Annotated in this window: 20 protein-coding genes; 4 read left to right on the forward strand and 16 right to left on the reverse strand. The window is 74.4% G+C overall.

From position 1 onward, the window contains the following. Nucleotides 1-162: 162 nt before the first annotated feature. Nucleotides 163-834 (reverse strand): FadR/GntR family transcriptional regulator, encoded by a 672-nt coding sequence (locus ACFVVA_RS37800; RefSeq protein ID WP_387695237.1) that lies wholly within the window; start codon nt 832-834, stop codon nt 163-165. A 270-nt stretch (nt 835-1,104) separates the two neighbouring features. Here ACFVVA_RS37800 and ACFVVA_RS37805 point away from each other — a divergent pair, with 270 nt between their 5' ends. Then, the gene (locus ACFVVA_RS37805; protein WP_387695238.1) at nt 1,105-2,364 is read left to right on the forward strand and encodes an MFS transporter; all 1,260 of its coding nucleotides are present in this window, start codon (nt 1,105-1,107) and stop codon (nt 2,362-2,364) included. 102 nt (nt 2,365-2,466) lie between these two features. Here ACFVVA_RS37805 and ACFVVA_RS37810 read toward each other — a convergent pair whose 3' ends face one another. Further along, nucleotides 2,467-3,036, reverse strand: a complete 570-nt coding sequence (locus ACFVVA_RS37810; protein WP_387695239.1) for a peptide deformylase — start codon at nt 3,034-3,036, stop codon at nt 2,467-2,469. A 47-nt stretch (nt 3,037-3,083) separates the two neighbouring features. Then, nucleotides 3,084-4,007, reverse strand: a complete 924-nt coding sequence (locus ACFVVA_RS37815) for a phosphotransferase family protein (RefSeq protein WP_387695240.1) — start codon at nt 4,005-4,007, stop codon at nt 3,084-3,086. Nucleotides 4,008-4,104: 97 nt separating this feature from the next. Between ACFVVA_RS37815 and ACFVVA_RS37820 the strand changes: the two genes are divergently transcribed. Continuing rightward, entirely contained in the window at nt 4,105-4,338 is a 234-nt protein-coding gene (locus ACFVVA_RS37820) for a hypothetical protein (protein WP_387695241.1), read from the forward strand. Nucleotides 4,339-4,507: 169 nt separating this feature from the next. Here the strand turns inward: ACFVVA_RS37820 and ACFVVA_RS37825 are convergent, their stop codons facing one another. The 9 genes from ACFVVA_RS37825 to ACFVVA_RS37865 form a co-directional block, all read right to left on the reverse strand. Next, complete coding sequence (locus tag ACFVVA_RS37825) at nt 4,508-5,731, reverse strand: glycosyltransferase (RefSeq protein WP_387695242.1); 1,224 nt, start codon at nt 5,729-5,731, stop codon at nt 4,508-4,510. Nucleotides 5,732-5,864: 133 nt separating this feature from the next. Next, the gene (locus ACFVVA_RS37830; RefSeq protein ID WP_387695243.1) at nt 5,865-8,048 is read right to left on the reverse strand and encodes an LPXTG cell wall anchor domain-containing protein; all 2,184 of its coding nucleotides are present in this window, start codon (nt 8,046-8,048) and stop codon (nt 5,865-5,867) included. Nucleotides 8,049-8,449: 401 nt separating this feature from the next. Next, nucleotides 8,450-9,166: an alpha-ketoglutarate-dependent dioxygenase AlkB family protein gene (locus ACFVVA_RS37835; protein WP_387695244.1), complete on the reverse strand. Its 717-nt coding sequence runs from the start codon at nt 9,164-9,166 to the stop codon at nt 8,450-8,452. Continuing rightward, nucleotides 9,163-9,729: a hypothetical protein gene (locus ACFVVA_RS37840; RefSeq protein WP_387695245.1), complete on the reverse strand. Its 567-nt coding sequence runs from the start codon at nt 9,727-9,729 to the stop codon at nt 9,163-9,165. Before ACFVVA_RS37840 ends, ACFVVA_RS37835 begins: the two co-directional genes overlap by 4 nt. After that, nucleotides 9,726-10,118: a metal-binding protein gene (locus ACFVVA_RS37845; protein ID WP_387695246.1), complete on the reverse strand. Its 393-nt coding sequence runs from the start codon at nt 10,116-10,118 to the stop codon at nt 9,726-9,728. The genes ACFVVA_RS37840 and ACFVVA_RS37845 overlap by 4 nt, the downstream gene beginning before the upstream one ends. Before the next feature lie 11 nt (nt 10,119-10,129). Continuing rightward, nucleotides 10,130-10,792, reverse strand: coding sequence for a 2OG-Fe(II) oxygenase (locus ACFVVA_RS37850; RefSeq protein WP_387695273.1), 663 nt, complete (start codon nt 10,790-10,792; stop codon nt 10,130-10,132). Nucleotides 10,793-10,958: 166 nt separating this feature from the next. Further along, nucleotides 10,959-11,723 (reverse strand): 2OG-Fe(II) oxygenase, encoded by a 765-nt coding sequence (locus ACFVVA_RS37855; protein ID WP_387695247.1) that lies wholly within the window; start codon nt 11,721-11,723, stop codon nt 10,959-10,961. Nucleotides 11,724-11,969: 246 nt separating this feature from the next. After that, nucleotides 11,970-12,644, reverse strand: coding sequence for a response regulator (locus ACFVVA_RS37860; protein ID WP_387695248.1), 675 nt, complete (start codon nt 12,642-12,644; stop codon nt 11,970-11,972). Between the two features lie 91 nt (nt 12,645-12,735). After that, a complete protein-coding gene (locus ACFVVA_RS37865) occupies nt 12,736-14,022 on the reverse strand; it encodes a sensor histidine kinase (protein ID WP_387695249.1) in 1,287 nt (428 codons plus the stop codon). A 166-nt stretch (nt 14,023-14,188) separates the two neighbouring features. Between ACFVVA_RS37865 and ACFVVA_RS37870 the strand changes: the two genes are divergently transcribed. Together ACFVVA_RS37870 and ACFVVA_RS37875 are read left to right on the forward strand one after the other, a co-directional pair. Further along, the gene (locus ACFVVA_RS37870) at nt 14,189-15,121 is read left to right on the forward strand and encodes an ATP-binding cassette domain-containing protein (protein WP_387695250.1); all 933 of its coding nucleotides are present in this window, start codon (nt 14,189-14,191) and stop codon (nt 15,119-15,121) included. Further along, nucleotides 15,111-15,872 carry an ABC transporter permease gene (locus ACFVVA_RS37875; RefSeq protein ID WP_387695251.1) on the forward strand — a complete coding sequence of 254 codons (762 nt, stop codon included), beginning with the start codon at nt 15,111-15,113 and terminating at the stop codon, nt 15,870-15,872. Before ACFVVA_RS37870 ends, ACFVVA_RS37875 begins: the two co-directional genes overlap by 11 nt. A 26-nt stretch (nt 15,873-15,898) precedes the next feature. Here ACFVVA_RS37875 and ACFVVA_RS37880 read toward each other — a convergent pair whose 3' ends face one another. From ACFVVA_RS37880 to ACFVVA_RS37895, 4 genes are all read right to left on the reverse strand, one after another. Continuing rightward, entirely contained in the window at nt 15,899-16,657 is a 759-nt protein-coding gene (locus ACFVVA_RS37880) for a thioesterase II family protein (RefSeq protein ID WP_387695252.1), read from the reverse strand. 60 nt (nt 16,658-16,717) lie between these two features. Further along, the gene (locus ACFVVA_RS37885; protein ID WP_387695253.1) at nt 16,718-17,953 is read right to left on the reverse strand and encodes a cytochrome P450; all 1,236 of its coding nucleotides are present in this window, start codon (nt 17,951-17,953) and stop codon (nt 16,718-16,720) included. Then, nucleotides 17,950-19,857, reverse strand: a complete 1,908-nt coding sequence (locus ACFVVA_RS37890; protein WP_387695254.1) for an amino acid adenylation domain-containing protein — start codon at nt 19,855-19,857, stop codon at nt 17,950-17,952. Before ACFVVA_RS37890 ends, ACFVVA_RS37885 begins: the two co-directional genes overlap by 4 nt. A 128-nt stretch (nt 19,858-19,985) precedes the next feature. Beyond that, entirely contained in the window at nt 19,986-20,429 is a 444-nt protein-coding gene (locus ACFVVA_RS37895; protein ID WP_387695255.1) for a nuclear transport factor 2 family protein, read from the reverse strand. Nucleotides 20,430-20,466: the final 37 nt, after the last annotated feature.

Below are 20,466 nucleotides of genomic sequence, written 5' to 3' on the forward strand. Positions count from 1 at the left end.
GGCTCACCGGCCACCCGCGAACGGCGCCCGCCGCGGTGATCCCCGAACCTTGGGGGCGGGAGACGCTCCGGGTCCGTTCCCGCGGCCGAACGCACGCCGGAGCTCCGGGGAGCGATGTCGGGCCCGGGCCGGACGCGGTCGGGCGCGGATGCGGCCCTCGGGTCAGTGCGGGCCGGTTCCCGCCGCGCGCAGTCTGTCGAGGGTGCGGTCCAGGTTGGCCTGGGTCGCCGCGACGGCGGCGTCCGGGTCACCCGCGGCGATCGCCTCGACCAGGGTGCGGTGCGCGCGGGTGATGCTCTCCTCCTCGACGCCGTCGTGGAGTTGACTGTCGGCCACCACGTGGCCGGCCGCTTCGCGCAGCGCGTCGACGAAGGAGTCGAAGAGGCGGACGAGCACCGGATTGCGCGCTGCCCGTACGACCTGGCGGTGCAGTTCCGGGTCCGTCTCGACGAGTTCGGCCGGACCGACGGCCGCGTCCCGGGCGGCCAGCGCCGCCCGGAGCGCGGCGACGTCCGTCTCGGTGCGCCGCTGCGCGGCCAGCCGGCCCGCCTCCACCTCCAGCGCCGCCCGGACCTCGTACACGTCGAAGACTTCCGAGCGTCGCAGTTCCCGGTCGAACTCCGAGACCGGGGAGGCGGCGGCCACGTACGTGCCCGAGCCCTGCCGGGCGCGCAGCTGGCCGTCGACGATCAGCACCCGGACCGCCTCGCGCGAGGTGGTCCGGCCGACTCCTAGGAGTCGGCTCAGCTCCACCTCACCGGGCAGTTTGCTGCCGACCGGCCACTCGCCGGTGGCGATCAGTCGGCGCAGCTCGGCCGTGGCCTCCTCCACCATTGAGCGACGGCGTACCGGGCGAACAGTCATGAGGACGACCCTGAGGACTTCACCCCAGGGGCGGGTCCGACCGGTTGGCAAGGCAAGCCTTACTGGACGGTGGGGCCTTACCTGGACGGCGGGCCTGCTACGGTTCCGGGCATGTTCCTCCCCCGTGCGTAGCGGACCCGCCACGACCGTGCCCCCTCTCACCGGGCACGGCGCTCCGGTGTCCCCGCACGCCTTCGGGTACGGCCCCGCCCTGCCCGCCTTCGCCGAGGAACGTCTCCCTTGTCTTCGCCCACCCCCTCCTACGTCCCTTCGCCCACCCCCTCCTACGCCGCCGTCCTGCGCGCCCCCCACGCCGGCCGCACCTTCGGCGCCGCCCTGCTGGGCCGGCTCTCGTACGGGATGGTCCCGCTCGCCATGATGCTGGCCGTCCGGGACGCCACCGGCTCCTACCCGGTGGCCGGCACCGTGCTGGCCCTGTTCGGGCTGACCAGTGTCTTCCTCTCGCCGGCCCGGGCCGCCCTGGTCGACCGGTACGGCCCCCGGCGCGCGCTGCCGCCGATGGCCGCGCTGTACGCCGGGCTGCTGACCCTGGTGGCCGGCACCACCTGGCGGCCGGGCGCGCCGCCGGTCCTGACGGGTGCCCTGGTGGTCGCCGCCGGCGCCTGCACCCCGCCGCTCGGGCCGGTGATGCGGACGCTCTGGCGCCGGCTGCTGCCGGACCAGGAACTGCTCCGACGCGCGTACAGCCTGGACACCGTCGCCGAGGAACTGCTGTTCGTCAGCGGCCCGCTGCTGGTGGGGCTGCTGCTCGCGGTCGCCGGTCCGACGGCCGGGGTGGTTGCGGGGGCCGGGCTCGTACTGGCGGGCACCCTGGCCCTGGTCTCCTCCCCCGCCACGCGGGCGGCGGACCGGACCGGGGCGGCCGCACCCGGCGCGCGCCCGGACGGCGGGGAAGAGCTGCGCCGGGCGGTGCTCGCCTCGGCCGCGACCGGGCTGGCCCTCGGAGCGCTCGACCTGATGGTGGTGGCCTTCGCCGAGGAGCGCGGGCGGACCGGGGCATTCGCCTGGATCCTGGCAGCGCTCTCGGCCGGCAGTGCCGTCGGGGGCCTGGCCTACGGCGCCGTCGGCTGGTCCGCCCCGAACCGGGCCCGGCTGCCGCTGCTGGTCGCCGGGCTGGGCCTGGCGCTGGCGGGCGCGGGGCTGGCGCCGAACCTCCCCGTACTGACCTCGGCCGTCGCACTGGCCGGACTGTTCGTCTCCCCCGTCGTCACCACCGCCTACCTGATCGCCGACGAGACAGCCGCTCCACAGGCCCGCACCCGGGCCGGCGCCTGGGTGAACACCGCCTTCAACGCCGGCTCGGCGGGCGGCACCGCGACCGTCGGCCTGCTGGTCGGCCGGCTGCCGCTGCCGCTCTGCTTCGCCCTGGCGGCCGCCCCCGCGCTGCTCTCCGCCGCGTCAGCCGCCCACCGACTGCGCGACCTTGGTGGCGACAGGTCGCACCGAACGTCGGATACCGGGGCTGACCTGCGTCTCTAGGACCTGGCCGTCGTCACCGGGCGGATCGGCCGCGCACGGTAGTCGCGCATCTGCGACAGGGCTGCCCCGATCCGGTGCCGCCCAGGGTCGGCTGAGCCGGGGTCACTGCTCGTAGGCCCATGCCTGGCCGGTCTGCCGGTAATGCTCGACGGGGATGGGCTCGATGCCGCTCCGCATGCGGGTGGTGTAGAGCAGGCCGTCGAGGTGGTCGATCTCGTGGTGGACCAAGCGGGCGAGTCCGCGTTCGTAGGTGCTGGTGGCCACCTGGCCGTCCAGGGTGGTGGTCTCCACGATGATCCGCAGCGGTCGGGGGACCATGCCGCGGACGTCGAAGAAGGACAGGCAGCCTTCGTACTGCTGGTCCGTCCCGCTGGAGCGGTCGGTGATCGTCGGGTTGAGCAGGACGATCGCCGGCGCTCCCGGCTCGGCCGGCTGGACGATGGCTGCGGCACGGCCGATGCCGATCTGGGGTGCCGCGATGCCCATGCCCTTGGCGAAGGGGTGGACCCGGCCGATGCGCTCCATCGCGGTGAACAGCTTCTCGACGACCTGCTCAGCGGCCTCGCGCTCGGCGGGCAGGTCGAAGGGACGGGCGCGCTCGGCGAGGATGGGCGCCCCCTCCTGGACGACGCCGAGGTCACGCATCTGCTCGCTGGGCCGCACCTGGATCACCTGAACTCCCCTTGGGTTGTTTCGCGTTCGGGTCGGGCCCGGAACCTTCACAGGAGCAGCTCCTCGAGCTCCGGAAGTCGGCCGAACAGGTCGGGGAGGCCGCGCACTCCGTTGCGCACGGACTCGTGCGACAGCGCGAGGTCAGGGCCGGTGCTCGCCTCGACACCGGCGAGGCACCGGAGGATGTTCCACCTCGTGTGCCCCAGCCAGCCGCCGATCATGAATGCGAACCAGCTCGGACCTGACGGCGGCAGCGCTCCGCCCCCCGCGACATAGCCGTCCAGGACCGAGCGGAAGACGGCGGGCTCGATGCCGTCGAAGCCGGGTCCCTTCGCGAGGCTCAGCGCGGTCGAGCCGAGCTCACCGGACAGGTCGAGCATGCCCGCGAGCTCCCAGTCGAGCACCACCGGCCGCCCCTCCCGGGCGAGCAGGTTCCACGGCTGGATGTCCCCGTGGGTCAGCACGACGGGGCCCGGCCGTTCACAGGTGTCGACGAACTGGGCGATCGCGAGGAACGTCTCGACGTGAGAGGCGAGTTCACCGGCCCACGGCTGGCCGGTGGCCGCCGCCCGTGCGGCGAGCTCGGGCCAGTCCCGTGACGTCGGTTCCTCGATCGACGCACGGGGCCACGCGACGTCGAGCGCGTGGATGCGCGCGAGGATCTCACCGATCTCGAACGCGTACGCCACCGGCACCGGTGCCTCCGGCACCTTCTCTCCCTCGACCCATCGGTGAACGAGGGTGTGACGGCCGGCCGAGATCGGCTCCGGCATCGGAACGCCGGCGGCGAAGGCCGCCCGCTCAAACCTGAACACGTCCTCGACACGATAGGTCCAGCGGCGGTCGACGAGGTTCAACTCCTTCACTGCGAACGACCCTTGATCGGTGTCGAGCCGGTACATCCGGTTGGCGAAACCGCCGTGGACGCGAGTCATCGGCCCGATCGGCGTGCCGAGGTGCGAAAGGTCCATCCACGCATGCTAGTACCGGCAGTTCCTCTGGCCTGCTGGCCTGCCGGCCCGCTGGATCGGGCCATGGTGGCGTCGCACAGCGTGGGACCATCTCGGCATGCGACTGATTGCCGATGGGGCCACGCCGACCTCGCGGTTGGCTCTGGTCGAGGACTTTGAAACCGACAACGGCTACGCCTTCGAGCTGGCCAGACTGCTCTTCCTGGCCGTCGGTGATCGAATCGGCTTCGAGGACGGGAAGCCGGTCGTCGTGCGGCTGAGCGGAGAGCGGCTGGTTCCCGTCGGAGGCTGGTCCACCCGCTGCGGCATCAGGGCCGGCCGACGCCGCTGACCGTGCCGCCAACGCCCCTCTTCGGGCCGGTTGTTGAGACCGCCACGGGTCTGGTCGTTCGCCGGCCGGCGGTACGGCCTCGGCGTGATCTTGTGCGTGGTGAATCACCCATGATCGGCTCGGCTCCCCTGTCCCGGTCGGGCCGTCGGCGGGCGGCGGGTGGCGGGGCTCAGCGGCCGGGGTTCTCGTCGATCCGGGCGATGCGGTCGAGGACGGCGCCGGCGCCGTCCTCCGCTGCCATCAGCCCGGCCACGGTGGCCGCACGGCGGCGGACCGGCTCGGCCAGCGCGGCCGTGATCGCGGCGGCGAGGCGTTCGGCGGTGAGCTCCGCGAACGGCACGGGCTGCGGGGCGACTCCCAGCCGGTGCAGTCGTGCCGCCCAGAACGGCTGGTCGACCATGACGGGCACCGGTACGGCGGGGACCCCGGCGCGCAGCGCGGCACCGGTGGTGCCGGCTCCGGCGTGGTGAACAACGGCGGCGGTCCGGGGGAACAGCCAGTCGTGGGGGAGGTCGCCGATGGAGAGGATGCCGTCGCCCGCCGCCTCCAGTCCGGCCCAGCCCGCCTGGACGACGGCCCGCACGCCGGCCTGCCGTACGGCCGCCGTCACCACTTCCCCGAGTCTGGCACCCTCGCCCGGTGCCATGCTGCCGAAGCCGATGAACACCGGGGCCGGGCCGGCCTGGAGGAAGTCGACCAGTTCGGCCGGGGGTTGCCAGTTCAGCGGCCTGGCGGGCCACCAGAAGCCCGCCACGTCGACCGGGGCCGGCCAGTCCGCCGGGCGCGGCAGCAGCAGGGGGCTGTAGCCGTGGACGACCGGTCGGGTGTGCCCGAGCGGTGGCGGTGGTGTCGTGCCGGGCAGGCCGAGGCGCTCGCGCATCCGGGCCACGGCGCCCGCGAACAGCCGGTCCGCGCTCCGGAGCCGTTCCTGGCCGGCGGCGAGGTTGCCCTCCGGTCCCAGGTCCTCGCTGCCGGCGGGGCCGGGCAGCGGGAACTCCCTGGTGGCGAAGGCGGGCGTGAGGTAGGTGTCGAGGACGGGCACGCCGTGGGCCTCCCCGGCCGTGCGGCTGAGCGGCGACGGGGCGAAGGCGGTGAGCAGCAGGTCGGCTCCGCCCGCCGCGGCCTCCGCCACGCCGTCGGCGAGCCCGTCCACGAACGCGGTCATCAGCGCGCGGGTCTCCTCCGGGGAGGTCGCGCGGGCCCTGGCGCGGATGAGTTCCTCCGGGTCCCCCGGCAGCGGCCGGTGCTCCAGGCCGCAGGACTCGATCAGTGTCGTGAAGGTCGGATGGGCGGCCACGGCGACCCGGTGCCCGGCGTCCATCAGGCGTCGGCCCAGGCCCGTGAACGGCGCGACGTCCCCGCGGGAGCCGGTGGTGACGATCAGGATGCGCATGGAGGTGATTCTCCACGACGGGCCGTTCGGCTGTCGCCGTGCCGGGACTGGTGGACGGGCGCCGCCGGACGGCCGTGGGGGCGGCCTCCGACATTGTCGGTGGCCGCCCCCACGTCAGGGTCGGGACGGGGTGTCAGTGCCGGTGGCGCCGGCGGCGGGAGGCGAGGACGAGGGCCGCGCCGCCGAGGAGGACGGCGGCGCCGATGCCGCCGATCAGCGCGACCTGGCTGCCCGTCGCGGCGAGACCGCCGCCACCGCTCGGCTGCTGGGGCTTGCCGGTGGGCGCCGGGTCGACGCCGTTGCCGTCGGTCGCGGTCGGCGAGGGCGCGGATGTCGGCGTGGTGGAGGGCGACGTGGTCGGGGAGGCCGTCGGGGTCGGGGAGGACGTGGTCACGGTCACGGTGGCGGTGCATTCCCCGGCCGTCGCACCGGGCGGGCAGTTGCCGCCGGGCCGGTCGGCCACCGCGGTGTTGCGCAGGGTGTGGTCCCCGGCGGCGGGGTCCTTCACCTTGACGGTGTAGGTGAGCCGGGCGTTGCCGCCGGCCGGCAGGTCGCCGGTCCAGGTGAGGACCGGCTGCGTGTAGGAGGGGGTGCCGAGGGTGGCGGTGGCGTCGCCGTTGTAGGTGGCGTCGTCGAGGACGGCGCTCAGGTCGTCGGTGACGGTCAGTGCGGTGAGGGGCGTGTTCCCGGTGTTGGTGACGTCCACGTGGTAGGTGACGGTGTCGCCGGGGGCGGCCTGGCTCCTGTCGGCGGTCTTGGTGACCCGGTAGCCGGTGTGCTCGGTGACGGTATTGCGCACGGTGTTGCTGGTGCGGTGCTGTTCGCGGCCGGTCTGGGTGCCGCGGTAGGCGAGGGAGGCGGTGTCGTCGAGCCTGGTGCCCGGTGCGAGGCCGGCGTCGACCCTGGCCCGGAAGGAGACGGTGGTCTCGGCGCCCGGCGCGAGGTCGGCGGTGGGGCAGGTGACGTTGCGTCCGGAGGCGGTGCAGCCGGTGCCGGAGCCGTCGACGTAGCTGGTGCCCTGGGGCAGCACGTCGGTCAGGGTGACGCCGGTGGCGGTGTCGAGGTCGGCGGTGGTGCCGTCGGGGTGCCGGTTGGCGACGGTGAAGGTGTAGGTGATCTCGGCTCCGGGGTCGACGAGCCCGGGCGGGCTGTTGGTGGTGGAGCCGGCCGGGGTGTTGGCCTTGACGATCTGGAGGTCGGGTTCCAGGGCCTCGACGGCGAGCCAGACCGCCTGGGGGTGCAGCGCGTCGCCCTGGCCGGTGACGCGGAGCACGGCCTGCTTGCTGCCGGCGGGCAGCTTGCCGGTGACGTCGATCATCCGGGCGTCGTAGCCGACGTTGTTGACCGTGTTCGGGTTGCGGTCGGTGAGGTTGGTGCCGGTGCCGTCGGGCGCGACCCGGTCGATGCGGCTGGTGAAGGCGTTGTCGGGGGCGGGACCGGTGGCGGTCGGCATGAGCAGCGGGGTCAGCCGGCCGGCGTCGGGGCCGACTTCCAGGGAGTCCCCGGCGATGGGGGCGTCGCCGTCGCCGACGATGACGCCCATGGTGGCGGCCGGTGCGCGGCCGGCCGGGGTGCGGATGCCGTCGAGGGTCATGGTGATGCTGGGCTCGGGCGGGCGGATGAGCTGGTAGCCGTCCCAGACCTGCAGGTAGCGCAGCGGCTCCTTGGCGTCCTCGTAGGCGACGACCAGGGACCATCCGCCCCAGCAGCCGACGTTCTGGCCGCCGAAGTCGGAGGTGGAGGAGCGGCCCTGACAGGCCTGGATGTCGGCCACGGTGTACTCGCCGGAACCGGCCGCGCGCACCAGGTCGGTGACGTCCTTGACGCCCGCGTGGGCGGTGAGCGGGGCCGGGGGCGTACCGCCGGTCTTCTGGTCGAACCAGTCGTAGGTGTCGGCGGTCAGCCGCTGGTAGCCGGTCGCACCGGGGACCTTGAACTCGACCTGGTCGGCCTTGGAGGCGTCACCGGACGTGGACAGCCGCGAGGTTCCGACGGGGTTGGCCTGCCAGTACAGCCGGGCGTTGAGCACCTTGGCACCCGGCGGGACGGTCAGGGTGGCCGCGGAGGCGGTGTTGCCGGGGGCCTTGGGGTCGGTCTTGACCCAGTTGACCCGGTTGTTGTTGTAGGCGTTGAGGTCGCAGTCGCTGTCCTCGGGGTCGCAGGAGACCACCGAGTTGGACGCCATCGTGAGGTTGCCGTGCGCCAGCAGGTCGAGCGCCGGCTTCGGACCGATCGGCCGCTGCGCCCCGCTCGTACCGGCCTTCGCCGGCGGTGCCGCGGCGGCGTGCACGGCGAACGGCACGGACGACGCGAGCACCAGCGTCGTGGTGGCGAGAGCCCCGAGTACGGCACGACCGGGCACACGTCGGGCCCGGGATCCGGGTATCGGCCGCACCGCGTTCGTGACGGATGGTATGCGGTCGCTCAAGGTAGGGCTCCTGGGAGTGCTTGAGGGTACGGGAGGGTGAGGGGATGCCCTCCGGGCGGGTTCAGGACGATTGGTCCGAATTCATCCGCCGAGGAAGAATATGTCACACACTGACCAGTTTGGGTTAATGAAGCGTTCACATTCGGCGCGCCTCGGGTTGACGCGGCCTCAAGGCCCTGATCCCGGCCGGTGGCCGGGCGGGAGCGGGAGCGGGAGCGGGAGCGGGAGCGGGAGCGGGAGCGGGGGCGGGGGGCGGTCACCGGGCGAGAGCGGTCACCGGGCGGCGGCGGTCACCGGGGCGCTCCGGTCGCCGCGGGTGCGGGGTGGTCGGTGAGGCCGGTGACGCGCAGGGTGATGTTGAGGCGGCCCCGGGCGGGGCCGATGGCGGGGTCGCCGGTGCCGGGGAGGATCTTCGGCACGGCGTGGTACGCGAGGCGGGAGGGGCCGCCGAAGACCAGGAGGTCGCCGGAGGCGAGGGTCAGGTCGGTCCAGGGCCGGTTGCGGCTGCGGGTGTTGCCGAAGCGGAAGAGGCAGGTGTCGCCGATGCTGAGGGAGACCACCGGGGCGAGGGAGCGCTCGTCCTTGTCCTGGTGCATGCCGAGCCGGGCGTCGGCGTCGTAGAAGTTGACCAGCGCGGCGTCGGGTTCGTAGGCGGCGCCCTGGCCGGGGTCCTGGTAGGCGTCGGCCACCGCCCGGCGGCCGAGGTCGGCGAGCCGGTCGGGGAGGCGGGCGACGCGGCGGCCGTTCACGTCGTCGGCGGTGCGGGTGTAGGCGTAGGGCTGCCAGTGCCAGCCCAGGCACACGGTCTGCACGGACATGACGCCGCCGCCCGGCAGCCGGGTGTGCCGGATCGGGACGGGGCCGACGGCCCAGGCGCGGCACGCGGCGACGAGCTCGCGCTGCAGGTCGGGGGTGAGCCAGCCGGGCAGGTGGACGGCGCCCGGCGCGATCTCGCGGCGCTCGTAGCCGGCGGGCGGCGGGCCGAACAGGGCGGGGGTGCTGTTCACGCGGCGGCGCCCGGGCCGGGGGGCGGGAAGGAGGCGGTCCAGCCGGATTCGATGCGCCAGGTGCCGCCGTCCGCGCTCGCGCCGCGCACGCCGTCCAGGACGCCGGGCCCGGCGAGCGCCGCGGCGACCGGCTCGGCGAGGGACCCGAAGCCGAAGGTGCGGTCCGGGCGCCAGGGGGTGCTGTGGCGCAGGCGTCGGGCGAGCTGTGCCCAGCCGAGCGGGGCGGCGGCGATGACGAGGGCGTCGGGTTCGGGGGCGGTGAGGCGCTGGGCGGGCCGCAGCCAGGAGGCGGCCTGTTCGGGCCAGTCGACAACGGCCAGGACGGCGTTGCCGGCGGCCTGCCAGGCGTCGGCGAACGCGGCGGCGGCCGCGCGGGAGGCCTCGTCGCGGCTGTGGCCGATCGCGACGCCGCGCAGGGGCGGGCGGCGGTGCTCGGCGAGCAGGCGCAGCAGGGCGGCGAGTTCGGGGGCGGTGTGGGGGGCGGGTGCGGGGAGGTCGCCGTAGGCGGTGGTCCCGGGTTCGGGAAGGAGTGGGGAGCGGTCGGGGGCGGGGCGGGGGTTCATGGGGTGCGGTCCTTCTGACGGGTCTTCCACTGCCGGTACTTCCCGGGCAGGCACACCGAGCAGGGCCGGTAGGCGGCGGCGATCGCGGTGGCCTCGTCGGCGAAGAAGACGCGGTGGCGCACGTAGCCGCCGGCGGCGATGGCGCGCAGGGCCGAGGGGCAGTCGAGGCGGCCGTAGCGGCGGCCCCGACGGTGGCCGCCGAGGGTGCCGGGCGCGGCACTGGGGTAGGGGCGGTTGTCGGGTCCGGTCAGGGTGTAGCGGTGCGACGGGACCGGGGCGGTGCCGACGGTGGGCTCGGGTGTGAGTGTGGGCGCAGGCGCGGGTGTGGGCGCGGGTGTGGGCGCAGGTGTGGGCGCGGGTGTGGGCGCAGGTGCGCCGGCGGCGGCCATGGCGGCGGGGTTCAGGCGTCGTGGAAGACGAGGCCGAGGGTGTGGCGGCGGCCGGTGCGCACGGTGCTGACGCCGTGGCGGACCGGGCCGGCGCGGTGGCCGCGGGCGGAGGGGACGGGGCGGTCGCGGGTGGTGAAGATCAGGCCGTGCCCCTGGGGGAGGACGGTGGCGGTGCCGCGGGACTGGGCGCGGGGGCGCTGCTCGACGAGGAGGAACTCGCCGCCGGTGTAGTCGGTGCCGTGGGCGTCGAGGCCGATGACGACCTGGAGGGGGAAGACGAGGTCGCCGAAGACGTCGCGGTGCAGGGCGTTCCAGTCACCGGGGCCGTAGCGCAGCAGGATCTGGGAGCTCTTGTCCTGGCCGGCGGCGTGGCACCTGGTGGTCCACTCGGCGAGGGTGTCGGGCCAGGGGGCGGGGCGGCCGAGCTTCTCGGCCCAGGCACGGGCGACGGTGAGCAGGCGGGGGTAGAGGGCCTCGCGCAGGGCGGCGACGGGTTCGGGCAGGTCGTGGGTGAAGTAGCGGTACTGGCCGGAGCCGAAGCGGTGGCGGGCCATGTCGACGGTGGTGCGGAACAGTTCGGGCCGGTCGTAGAGCGCGGCGATCTCCCGGCACTGGGCGGGGTCGAGCAGGCGCGGCGTCGGGGCGCAGCCGTGGGTGTCGAGTTCGGCGGTCAGGGCGGTCCAGTCGGCGGCGTCGAGGGTGCGGACGACGGCCTCGGCGGTGCTGGGGACGGTGTCGGGGGCAAGGGTGTTCACGGCGCCTACTGATGGTGAGGGGCGGGCAGGTGGCGGGCGGTCAACGGGCGGGCGGTCAACGGGCGGGCGGTCAACGGGCGGGCGGTCAACGGGCGTTGTGGAAGATCACGCCGAGGGTGGTGCGCCGCCCGGACTCGACGGCGTTGGTGCCGTGCCGCATCGGGTGGCGCCGGTAGCCGCGGCTGCCCTGGACGGGGCGGTGCAGGACCGGGAAGACCACGGCCTGGCCGAGCTGCGGCCGCACCACGATCGCGCGGGACTGCGAGCGGGGTCGCTGCTCGACGAAGACGTTCTCCCCGCCGGTGAAGTCCTCGCCGGGCCGTTCCAGCATGATCGTGGCCTGCAGCGGGAAGACGAGGTCGCCGTACACGTCCTGGTGCAGGCAGGCGTGGTCGCCCGGACCGTAGCGCAGGACCAGCGGGGTGGGACGGTGCTGGCCCGCGGCCGCGCACTCGGCGTGCAGCTCGGCGAGCGTGAGGGGGTAGGTGCGCTCGCCCAGCCGTGCCGCCCACTGGTTGGCGATCCGGGCCAGCGGCGGGTACAGCTGCTCGCGCAGCGCATCCAGTACCGGCAGGGCCGCGGGATCGGCGTAGTACCGGTAGGTGCCCCGGCCGAAGCCGTAGCGCTGCATCACCACGGTGGAGCGGAACAGGCCGGCGTCGTCGAAGGTGTCGGCGAGCTCCCGGCACTGGGCGGGCGACAGCAGCGGCTCGGTGAGCGCCACACCGTCCCGGTCCAAGCGCTCGTGCACGCCCTGCCAGTCGAGCGAGGCGAGCGCGGGCAGGACGGCCGGGCCCGGGGCGGGCGCAGCGGTGGTGGGCGCGTCGGTGGCGAGGAGGGTGTCGTTCACGGGAGGGATCCTTGGACGGGCGGGGACGGACGGGGACCGGCGGGGACCGGCGAGGGCGTGGGCCCGCAGGCCGGGAGGGCCGCGGGCGCCGCACGGTCGGGCTGTTCCGATCGTCGTCCCTGGACGGGGCCGCGTGCTGGCGGCATTCGGACACCGCGTCGGACGCCACGGCGGGTGCGACGGACGGAAGGCGCCGCGGCGGGTGCGTCGGACGGAGGGCGCCGCGGCGGGTGCGACGCCGACCGGTCAGACCCGGTGGCGTGGGGTGAGCAGGCCGCTCTCGTAGCCGATGATCACCAGCTGGACCCGGTCACGGGCGTCGAGCTTGTCCAGCAGGTGTCCCATGTGGGTCTTCACCGTCGCCGCGGAGACATGCAGTTCCTGCGCGATCTCCGCGTTGGACCTTCCGGTGCCCACCAGTTGGAGCACCTGCCGCTCCCGGCCGGTCAGGCCGTCCAGGGCGGGCGGCGGACCGGTCGGCCCGGTGGCCGGTTGGCGACAGAACTCCGAGATCAGTCGCCGGGTGACGCTCGGCGAGAGCAGGCTCTCCCCGACGGCCACCACCCGGATCGCGTGCAGCAGTTCGGCCGGCGGGATGTCCTTGAGCAGGAACCCGGCGGCTCCGGCCCGCAGCGCCGCGAAGACGTGCGCGTCCAGGTCGAACATGGTGAGCATCAGGACCCGCACGCCCGGGTTCCGCTCACAGATCGTCCGGGTGGCCTCGATGCCGTCCGTTCCGGGCATCCGCACGTCCATCAGCACCACGTCGGGCCGCTGCTCGGCGACCAGCTCGATCGCGGCGGCGCCGTCCGCCGCCTCGCCGACCGCGGTCAGGCCGGGTTCGGCGTCGATCAGCATCCGGAAGCTGCCGCGCAGCAGCGCCTGGTCGTCCACCACCAGGACACGGACGGGCTCGGTCACACGGTCCTCCACACGTTCGTCGTTCGTCCGAAACAGGACGCCCCGGGCAGTCCGGCCCCCGGCCCCGGCCGGTCCGTCGCGCCGGTCCCGATCAGGGCTCCTCCCCCACCGGCACGGCCGCCCGGTAGGGCATTCCGGCCCGAACGGCGAAGCCGCCGCCGGCCAGTGGCCCGGCGTCGAAGCGTCCACCGAACACCTCCACCCGTTCCCGCATGCCGAGCAGGCCGTGGCCGTGGCTGCTCCCGTGCCCGGCCGCCTCGGTGGGCCCGTGCCGGGTCGGGTGCCCGCCGCCCTGGCCGGGCCGGCGGGCGCCGCGGGCCGTGGCGGCGCCCTCGTCGGTCACCTCGATCCGCAACTCGCTCCCGTCTGCCGCCAGTTCGACCAGGCAGCGGGTCGGCCCGGCGTGCTTGAGCACGTTGGTCAGGGCCTCCTGCACCACCCGGTACGCCGAGCTCTGCACGCCCTGCGGCAGGTCGGTGATGCCCTCGGTGATGCCCTCGGTGCGCAGTTCGACGGTGAGCCCGGCCGCGGTGGCACCGGCCACCAGTTCGGGCAGGGCGGCGAGCCCGGGTGCCGGCCGCAGCCCGTCCGCGTCGTCGGTCTCCGGCTCGGATCCGCCGGTCCGCAGCACGCCGAGCATCTGCCGCATCTCGGTCAGCGCCGATCGGCTGGCCATCTCGATCACCCGCAGCGCCTCGCCGGCCCCCTCCGGGTGGACGGCCAGGAGGTGATTGGCCACGCCGGCCTTCACCGCGATCACTCCCACGTGGTGCGCCACGATGTCGTGCAGTTCCCGGGCGATCCGCAGCCGTTCCTCGGTGACGGCCTCCCCGGCGGCCCGCCGGGCCGATCGGGCGGCGTGCGCGCGCCGCTCGCGGACCGCCCGGCCGAGCACCCAGGCCATCCCGGCCAGGGCCAGGCCGGCCAGGCGGAGCACGAGGTCCTGCAGGCCTCCCCTCGGGGAGCCCGAGATCAGGAGCAGCACCAGTACTCCGCCGCTCACCGCCCCGATCACGGGGGTGGGCACCCGCCGGGCCGAGGTGGTGACGGCCACCTGGTAGAGCGCGAAGGCCGCGCCGAGGAACGGCTCCCGGACGGCGCCGACCACCGCGGCCGCCACCGAGGCCGCCGCGACGACGGCGCAGACCGAGGCCGGACGGATCCGGCGCAGGGCCAGCGGCAGTCCCATCGCGGCCGCGACGGCGAGCCGGACCGGCCAACCGCCGTGGGAGCTCCACTCCGAGCCCGGCAGGGCCAGGAAGAGCGCGGTCAGCACCACCGCCACCAGACCGTCGACGGCCACCAACTCGCCTCGGCGCAGCGGTCGGACGGCACCGTCACGGTACAGCGCCTGCCGGGTCGAAGGGAGTTGGGCCATGCGCTCACCGTAGCCGCTCGGGCACGACGTCGCCTCGGCCGCGGGAACGACCACCCGTGGTAGGAGATGGCGCCGGTGGAGCCCGCCGCCTCCGCCGCCGGGTGGAGGCCACGGCTCGGAGCACCGGCCGATGTGCCGGGGTGCCGCTCCACGCCAGCCTGGTGCCGTGATCGAACTACGGCAACTGACCAAGCGCTACCGCGACACGGTGGCGATCGACGGGCTCACCTTCACGGTCCGGCCCGGCCACGTGACGGGCTTCCTGGGCCCGAACGGGGCCGGCAAGTCCACCACCCTGCGGATGATGCTCGGCCTGGACCGCCCCGACCGGGGCGAGGTCCGCTACGACGGCAAGACCTACCACCAGTTGCGCGAGCCGCTGCGGCACGTCGGCGCGTTGCTGGAGGCCAAGGCGGTGCAGAGCAGTCGCACCGCGTACCACCACCTGCTGTGGCTCGCCCGGACCAACCGGATCGGCCGCGCCCGGGTCCGCGAGGTGCTCGCCCTGGTGGGTCTGGAGTCCGTCTCCTCCCGCCGGGCCGGCGGTTTCTCCCTCGGTATGGGGCAGCGGCTCGGCATCGCCGCCGCGCTGCTCGGCGACCCGCAGGTGCTGCTGCTCGACGAGCCGGTCAACGGCCTCGACCCGGAGGGCGTGCGCTGGATCCGCACCCTGCTGCGGGGCCTGGCCGCCGAGGGCCGGACGGTCCTGGTGTCCAGCCATCTGATGAGCGAGATGGCGATCACCGCCGAGCACCTGGTGGTGATCGGGCGCGGCAGGCTGCTCGCCGACACCGGCACGGACGACTTCATCGCCGAGCACTGCCGCCCCCGGGTGCTGGTCCGTACCTCGGAGCCGGACCGGCTGCTGGGCGCCCTGGGCCGCGCCGGGCTGACGGCGCGCCAGGAGGAACGCGGCGCCGTGGTCGTCGACAGCGCCGGAGCGGAGGAGGTGGGGCGGATCGCGGCCGGGGCCGGGATCGCCCTCGGGGAGTTGGCCGTCCGCGCGGCCTCCCTGGAGGACGCCTTCCTCCGTCTCACCGGCGACGCCGCCCAGTTCCGGGCCGGGGCGTTCACGGAAGGGAACCGGCATGCCCTCTAACGCGGCCACCGCCGTGGTCCGGGCCGAGCTCACCAAGATCGGGACGGTCCGGTCGACGCTCGTCCCGCTCGTCGTCGCCCTGCTCGTCAGCGTCGGGATCGGCGTGCTGAACGGTGCCTCGGCCCGCTCGGCGATCGACAGGAGGAGCAGCCTGCTCCGCCCCGACTTCGACCCGCTGGACGCCGGGTTCGTCGGCGTCCAGTGCGGCCAGCTGGCCCTGATCGCCTTCGCGGTGCTGATGGTCTGCGCCGAGTACGGCAGCGGCATGATCCGTACCTCGCTCGCGGCGGTGCCCGACCGCGGCCTGTTCTACCTCTCCAGGATCACCGCCGCCACCGTGGTGGCCCTGCTGGTGGCCGTACCGACCGCGTTCCTCTCCTTCCTCGCCTCCCAGGCGGCGCTGGGCCCGCACGGCATCGGGCTGAGCCGTCCGGGCGCACTGCGCGCCGTCCTCGGGGCCTGCCTCTACCTGACCCTGATGTGCCTGTTCTCGATCGGCGTCGCGACGGTGCTGCGCAGGACCGCTCTCACGCTCACGCTGCTGTTCGCCTTCGTCTTCGTGCTCTCGCCGGTGGCCAACGCCGTCCCGGTGCTGCGGTCCGCCGCCCGGTACCTGCCCGACCACGCCGGCGCCGAGGTCATGAAGGCGGATCCGGGCCTCGGCCCGGCGACGGGTCTGCTGATCCTCGCGGCCTGGACGGCGGCGGCCCTGCTGGCCGGCTGGCTCGCGCTGCGCAGCCGGGACAGCTGACCGGGTCGACACCGGACGGTCCGGTGTCAGGGCGTGCGGGACCGGGTGGGCGTCAGATCCGCGACCAGGAGCGCCAGGAGTTCCGCCGGCGCCTCGATGAAGCGGTAGTGGCCTCCCTCCAGGAGTTCGAAGGTCGTTTCGCCGCACGCCGACCAGCCGGTCATCAGCGACGGGGCGATGCCGGTGTCCCCGGTCCAGCCGATGGCGGTGACCGGGCACGGCAGCCGGACCGGCTCGGCCACGTGGTACCGCTTGTTCATGTCGACGTCGTTGCGCAGGACGCCGAGGTAGAGCGCGAGCAGGCTCGGTTCCAGGGTGCCGCCCAGTTCCGCGACGAGCCGGCGCAGTTCGGCGGCCAGCTCGTCGTCGCTCATGCCGAGGAAGCTGCCGTAGGGGCCGTCCTGCGGCGCGACCTCGGAGGAGACGAACAGCCGGGTCGGGGCGGGGCAGCCCCGCTGGACCAGCCGTACGGCGGTCTCGTACGCCGCCAGCGCGGAGCCGCAGTGCCCGAACAGGGCGTAGGGGCGGTCCAGGTGGGGGCGCAGCGCTTCGCAGAGGTCGTCGGCCAGCGCCTCGTAGGTGGTGTGGGCGGGCTCGCGCATCCGGTTCTCCCGGCCGGGCGGCTGCACGGGGCAGACCTCGACGCCGTCGACCTGTGACGGCCACTGGCGGTACATGCTCGCACCGCAGCCGGAGTAGGGCAGGCAGAACAGCCGCGCCGGTGCCACCGGCGACGGCTCGCGCAGGAACCACTTGTTGCGGGTACGGGCCGTCGGAGCGTCCACTGATGACCTTCCGTGGGTGGGGTTTCTTCTCGGGTTCGGCAGCGGCCGTGGCGACGGCTCCTACCGGGTCCGCGCGGTGATCGGCAGGTGGGTGAAGCCCGCGATGATGTTCGAGCGCATGCGCCGCGGCGGCCCGGCGGGTTCGAAGCCGGTGAACCGGCCGAGCAGTTCGGCGAAGAGGATCCGCAGGGCCACCCGTGCGACGGTGTGTCCGATGCAGTAGTGCGCGCCGACGCCGAACGCGATGTGCTTGTTGGGACGCCGCCGGATGTCGAAGGTGTCCGGGTCGGCGAACACGGTCTCGTCGCGGTTGGCCGACGCCAGCCACACGACGACGGCGTCCCCCGCGCGGATCGGCACGCCCCGGATCTCAACGTCGCGGGTGGCGTGGCGCATGAAGTGCTGGGTGGGCGAGGCCCAGCGCAGTGCCTCCTCCACGCCGCTGCCGAGCAGTTCCGGGTGGGCCGCCCAGTCGTCCAGGACGGCGGTCCCGGCCAGTTCGGCCATCGCCGCGATCGGCGGCTGGGCGGTGGTGACGGTCGCTCCGAGCAGCAGGCTGTAGCAGTTGGACACGATCTCGCCGGGCGACAGTCGGCGTCCGTCCAGTTCCATGGTGAGCAGCACGCTGATCAGGTCGCCGCCCGGTGCGCGCCGACGCGCGGTGACGAGGTCCTGGAAGTAGGCGAACAGTTCGCGGTGGGCGGTCACGAGGGTGGCCCGTGGTCCGGCGGCGAGCTGGAACTCGGGGTCGTCCGCGGCGATGCAGGCGTGGGCGAGCAGGACCAGCCGCGGCCAGTCCTGCTCCGGTAGCGCCATCATGGTGCCGATCACCGCCATCGGCAGGGTGGCCATGGCGGCGGCGAAGTCGTACGGGCCGCCGTCGGCCAACGGCCGGAGCAGTTCGACGACGGCCCGGCGGATCGCCTCCCGGTCGTTCTCCACCGTCTTGATCGACAGCGCCTGCTGCAGCGGGCCGCGCAGGCGCGAGTGCCGGGGCGGGTCGGTCACGGCCATCTGCCGGCCGCCGGCGGGGTCGCCCTTGCCGAGGAGGTTGAGCAGGGTGCCCTGTTCGGAGGTGAACGTGTCGTGGTCGCGCAGGACCCGGTTGGCCTCGGCGTGGGCGACGATCGACCAGTAGCCGATGTCGCCGACCGGCTGCCAGCTCACCGGGGCGTCGCGGCGCAGCCGTCGCCACGCCTCGTGCGCCCCGCCCGAGAGGTAGAGGTCGGGGTCGATCAGATCGACCGGCTGCGGGGCGAGGACCGGGCAGCGCATGGTCGGGGGAACCGCCGTCATCGGAGCTGCCCCTCCCCCGCCTCGTCGGCCGGGTCCCCCGTCGGGCCGTCCGTCGGGCCGTCCGGGCCCGGCGTCCGCATCCGGGCGGTGAGCGCCGTCGCCAGCTCGGCAACGGTCGGCGAGAGGTACAGGGTCTGCGCGGGCAGGTCCACGTCGAACTCACGCTGGGTGGCGACCAGGAGGTCGGTGGCCAGCAGGGAGTGTCCGCCGAGGTCGAAGAAGTCGTCGTCGACGCCGACCGGTTCGACGCCGAGGGCGTCGCCCCACAACTCGGCCAGTCGCGTCTGCACCTCGGTGAGGGGCGGGACGAACTCGTTGGGCACGTTGCGCGGCACCCGGGTGGCGGTGGGCAGGGCCCGGCGGTCGATCTTGCCGTTGCGGTTCACCGGCAGCTCGGGACGGACGAGGATCGCCCAGGGGATCAGGTAGCCCGGCAGCCGGTCCCGCAGTTCGTGGCGCAGCCGCCGGCCGAGCTCGGCGTTGCCCGCCGGATCGGGTTCCGCGGGCACGACGTAGGCCAGCAGCCGGGTGCCGCCCGCGGGGTCGGGCTGCGGCAGCACGACCGCGTGCCGCACCCCGGCGAGCCGTTCCAGCTCGACCTCGACGGCTCGCGGTTCGGCGCGGTAGCCCTGGACCTTGACCTGGTCGTCCGCGCGTCCGACGAACTCCAGGGTGCCGTCGGGCAGCCATCGCACGAGGTCGCCGGTCCGGTACATCCGGGCGCCCGGCTCGGTCCCGAACGGGTCCGGCAGGAACCGTTCGGCGGTGGCGGCCGGGCGGCCCAGGTAGCCGCGGGCCAGGCCCGCCCCGGCCACGTACAGTTCCCCGCACTCGCCGACGGGCACCGGGCCGAGGTCGCCGTCGAGCACGGCGACCCTGGTGCCGCTGATCGGGCGGCCGATCGGCACGCTCCGCAGCTCCGGGAGGGTGCTGCTGGTCCAGCAGGTCGTGTACGTGGTGTTCTCGGTCGGTCCGTAGCCGTTGGTGAAGAGCAGCTGCGGGTGGCGGGCCAGCAGGTGCTGGACGTGGCTCGGGGAGGCCACGTCGCCCCCGGTGAGGACGTGCCGCACGTCGGCGAACGCCTCCGGGTGGGAGCTCGCCATCTGGTGGAAGAGCCCGGTGGTCAGCAGCAGGACCGTCACGCGCTCGGCCCGGACGACGCGCGCCACGTGCTCCAGCGTGATGGCGACCGGGGGGAAGAGGACCAGTCGGCAGCCGTTGACGAGGGGGGCCCAGATCTCGAACGTGGACGCGTCGAACGCGACCGGCGCGAGGTGGAAGAAGACGTCCTCGGCGCGGACGTCCATCCAGTCCGCGCCCCGGACGAGCCGGTCGATCGCCCGGTGGGGCACGCCGACGCCCTTGGGCTCGCCGGTGGAGCCCGAGGTGTAGCTGACGTAGGCGAGCCGGTCCGGGTCGCCGGGGCGGGCCGGAACCGCCGGCCCGGTGGCCGGCTCCCGCGCCGGGCGGCCTTCCGTCACCGTGACGACGGTGCCGGGCAGCTGCTCCCGCAGGGCCTCCTCGGTGATCACCATGCCCGCGCCGGCGTCCTTGAGCAGCAGCGCGTGGCGGCTCGCCGGGTCGTCCGGTTCGAGTCCGAGGTACGCCCCGCCGGCGACGAGGACGGCGAGCAGGGCCACGATCAGCTCCGGCGAGCGCGGCACCAGCACGCCCACGACGTCCTCCTGCGCCAGTCCGGCCGCTCGCAGGCGCCCGGCGAGCCGGTGGGCGCGGTCGTTGAGCTGCTGGTAGGTCAGGGTCCGTCCGTCGCAGGTGACGGCGGGCGCGTGCGGGGCCCGCTCCGCCTGTTCGGCGACCAGTTCGTGGATGGCCCGGGCGTCGAACGGCGGCCGTCCGCTGCCGACGAACGCCGGGATGTCGGAGGTGAAGACGGTCTTGGTCAACTGCTTCCCGCTTTCCTGTGCTGAAGTGTCCCCGTCGGGGTTGGACGCGCGACCGGGTGGGCCGTCGCCGTTGGCGCCGCTGCAGTTGCTGTGGCCATTGCAGTTGCTGTGGCCGCTGTGGCCGTGACTCAGACCGCGGGCACGTGGAAGAAGGTGTCCCGCGCGGCGATGCGGCCCTGCGGCGTCATCCGGAAGAAGTCCGCGAACCGCAGCTCGACCTCACCGCCGTCGTGCAGCACGCCGCGGAACAGGCCGTGCACCGCCACCTCGTCGTCGGTCGTGACCACGGTGGCCAGGGTGTGCACGCCGGTGCGGATCACCCGCTGGTCGCGGTAGAAGCGTTCCAGTTCGGCGTGCCCGACCATGGGCCGGTACCCGGGGCGGTGGTAGCGGGCGTCCGGGGTGAACAGGGCGACCAGCGCGGGCACGTCCCCGGCGTCGACGAGCTGGTAGTACCGGCGGACCTGGGACACCCCCAGTGCCGGGGCCGTCGGGGATGCTGCCGCGATCGGGGATTCAGGTGGTGCCGGCGCTGCCGGTGTGTCGTCGGGCTGGGAGAGGGTGTGGGCCATGCCGAGGTGCTTCCTGTGATCGCTGTCGGAGCTGCCA

Origin of the sequence: Kitasatospora sp. NPDC058048, assembly GCF_042885555.1 — a bacterium.
In the GTDB taxonomy this organism is placed as follows: domain Bacteria; phylum Actinomycetota; class Actinomycetes; order Streptomycetales; family Streptomycetaceae; genus Kitasatospora; species Kitasatospora lactacystinica.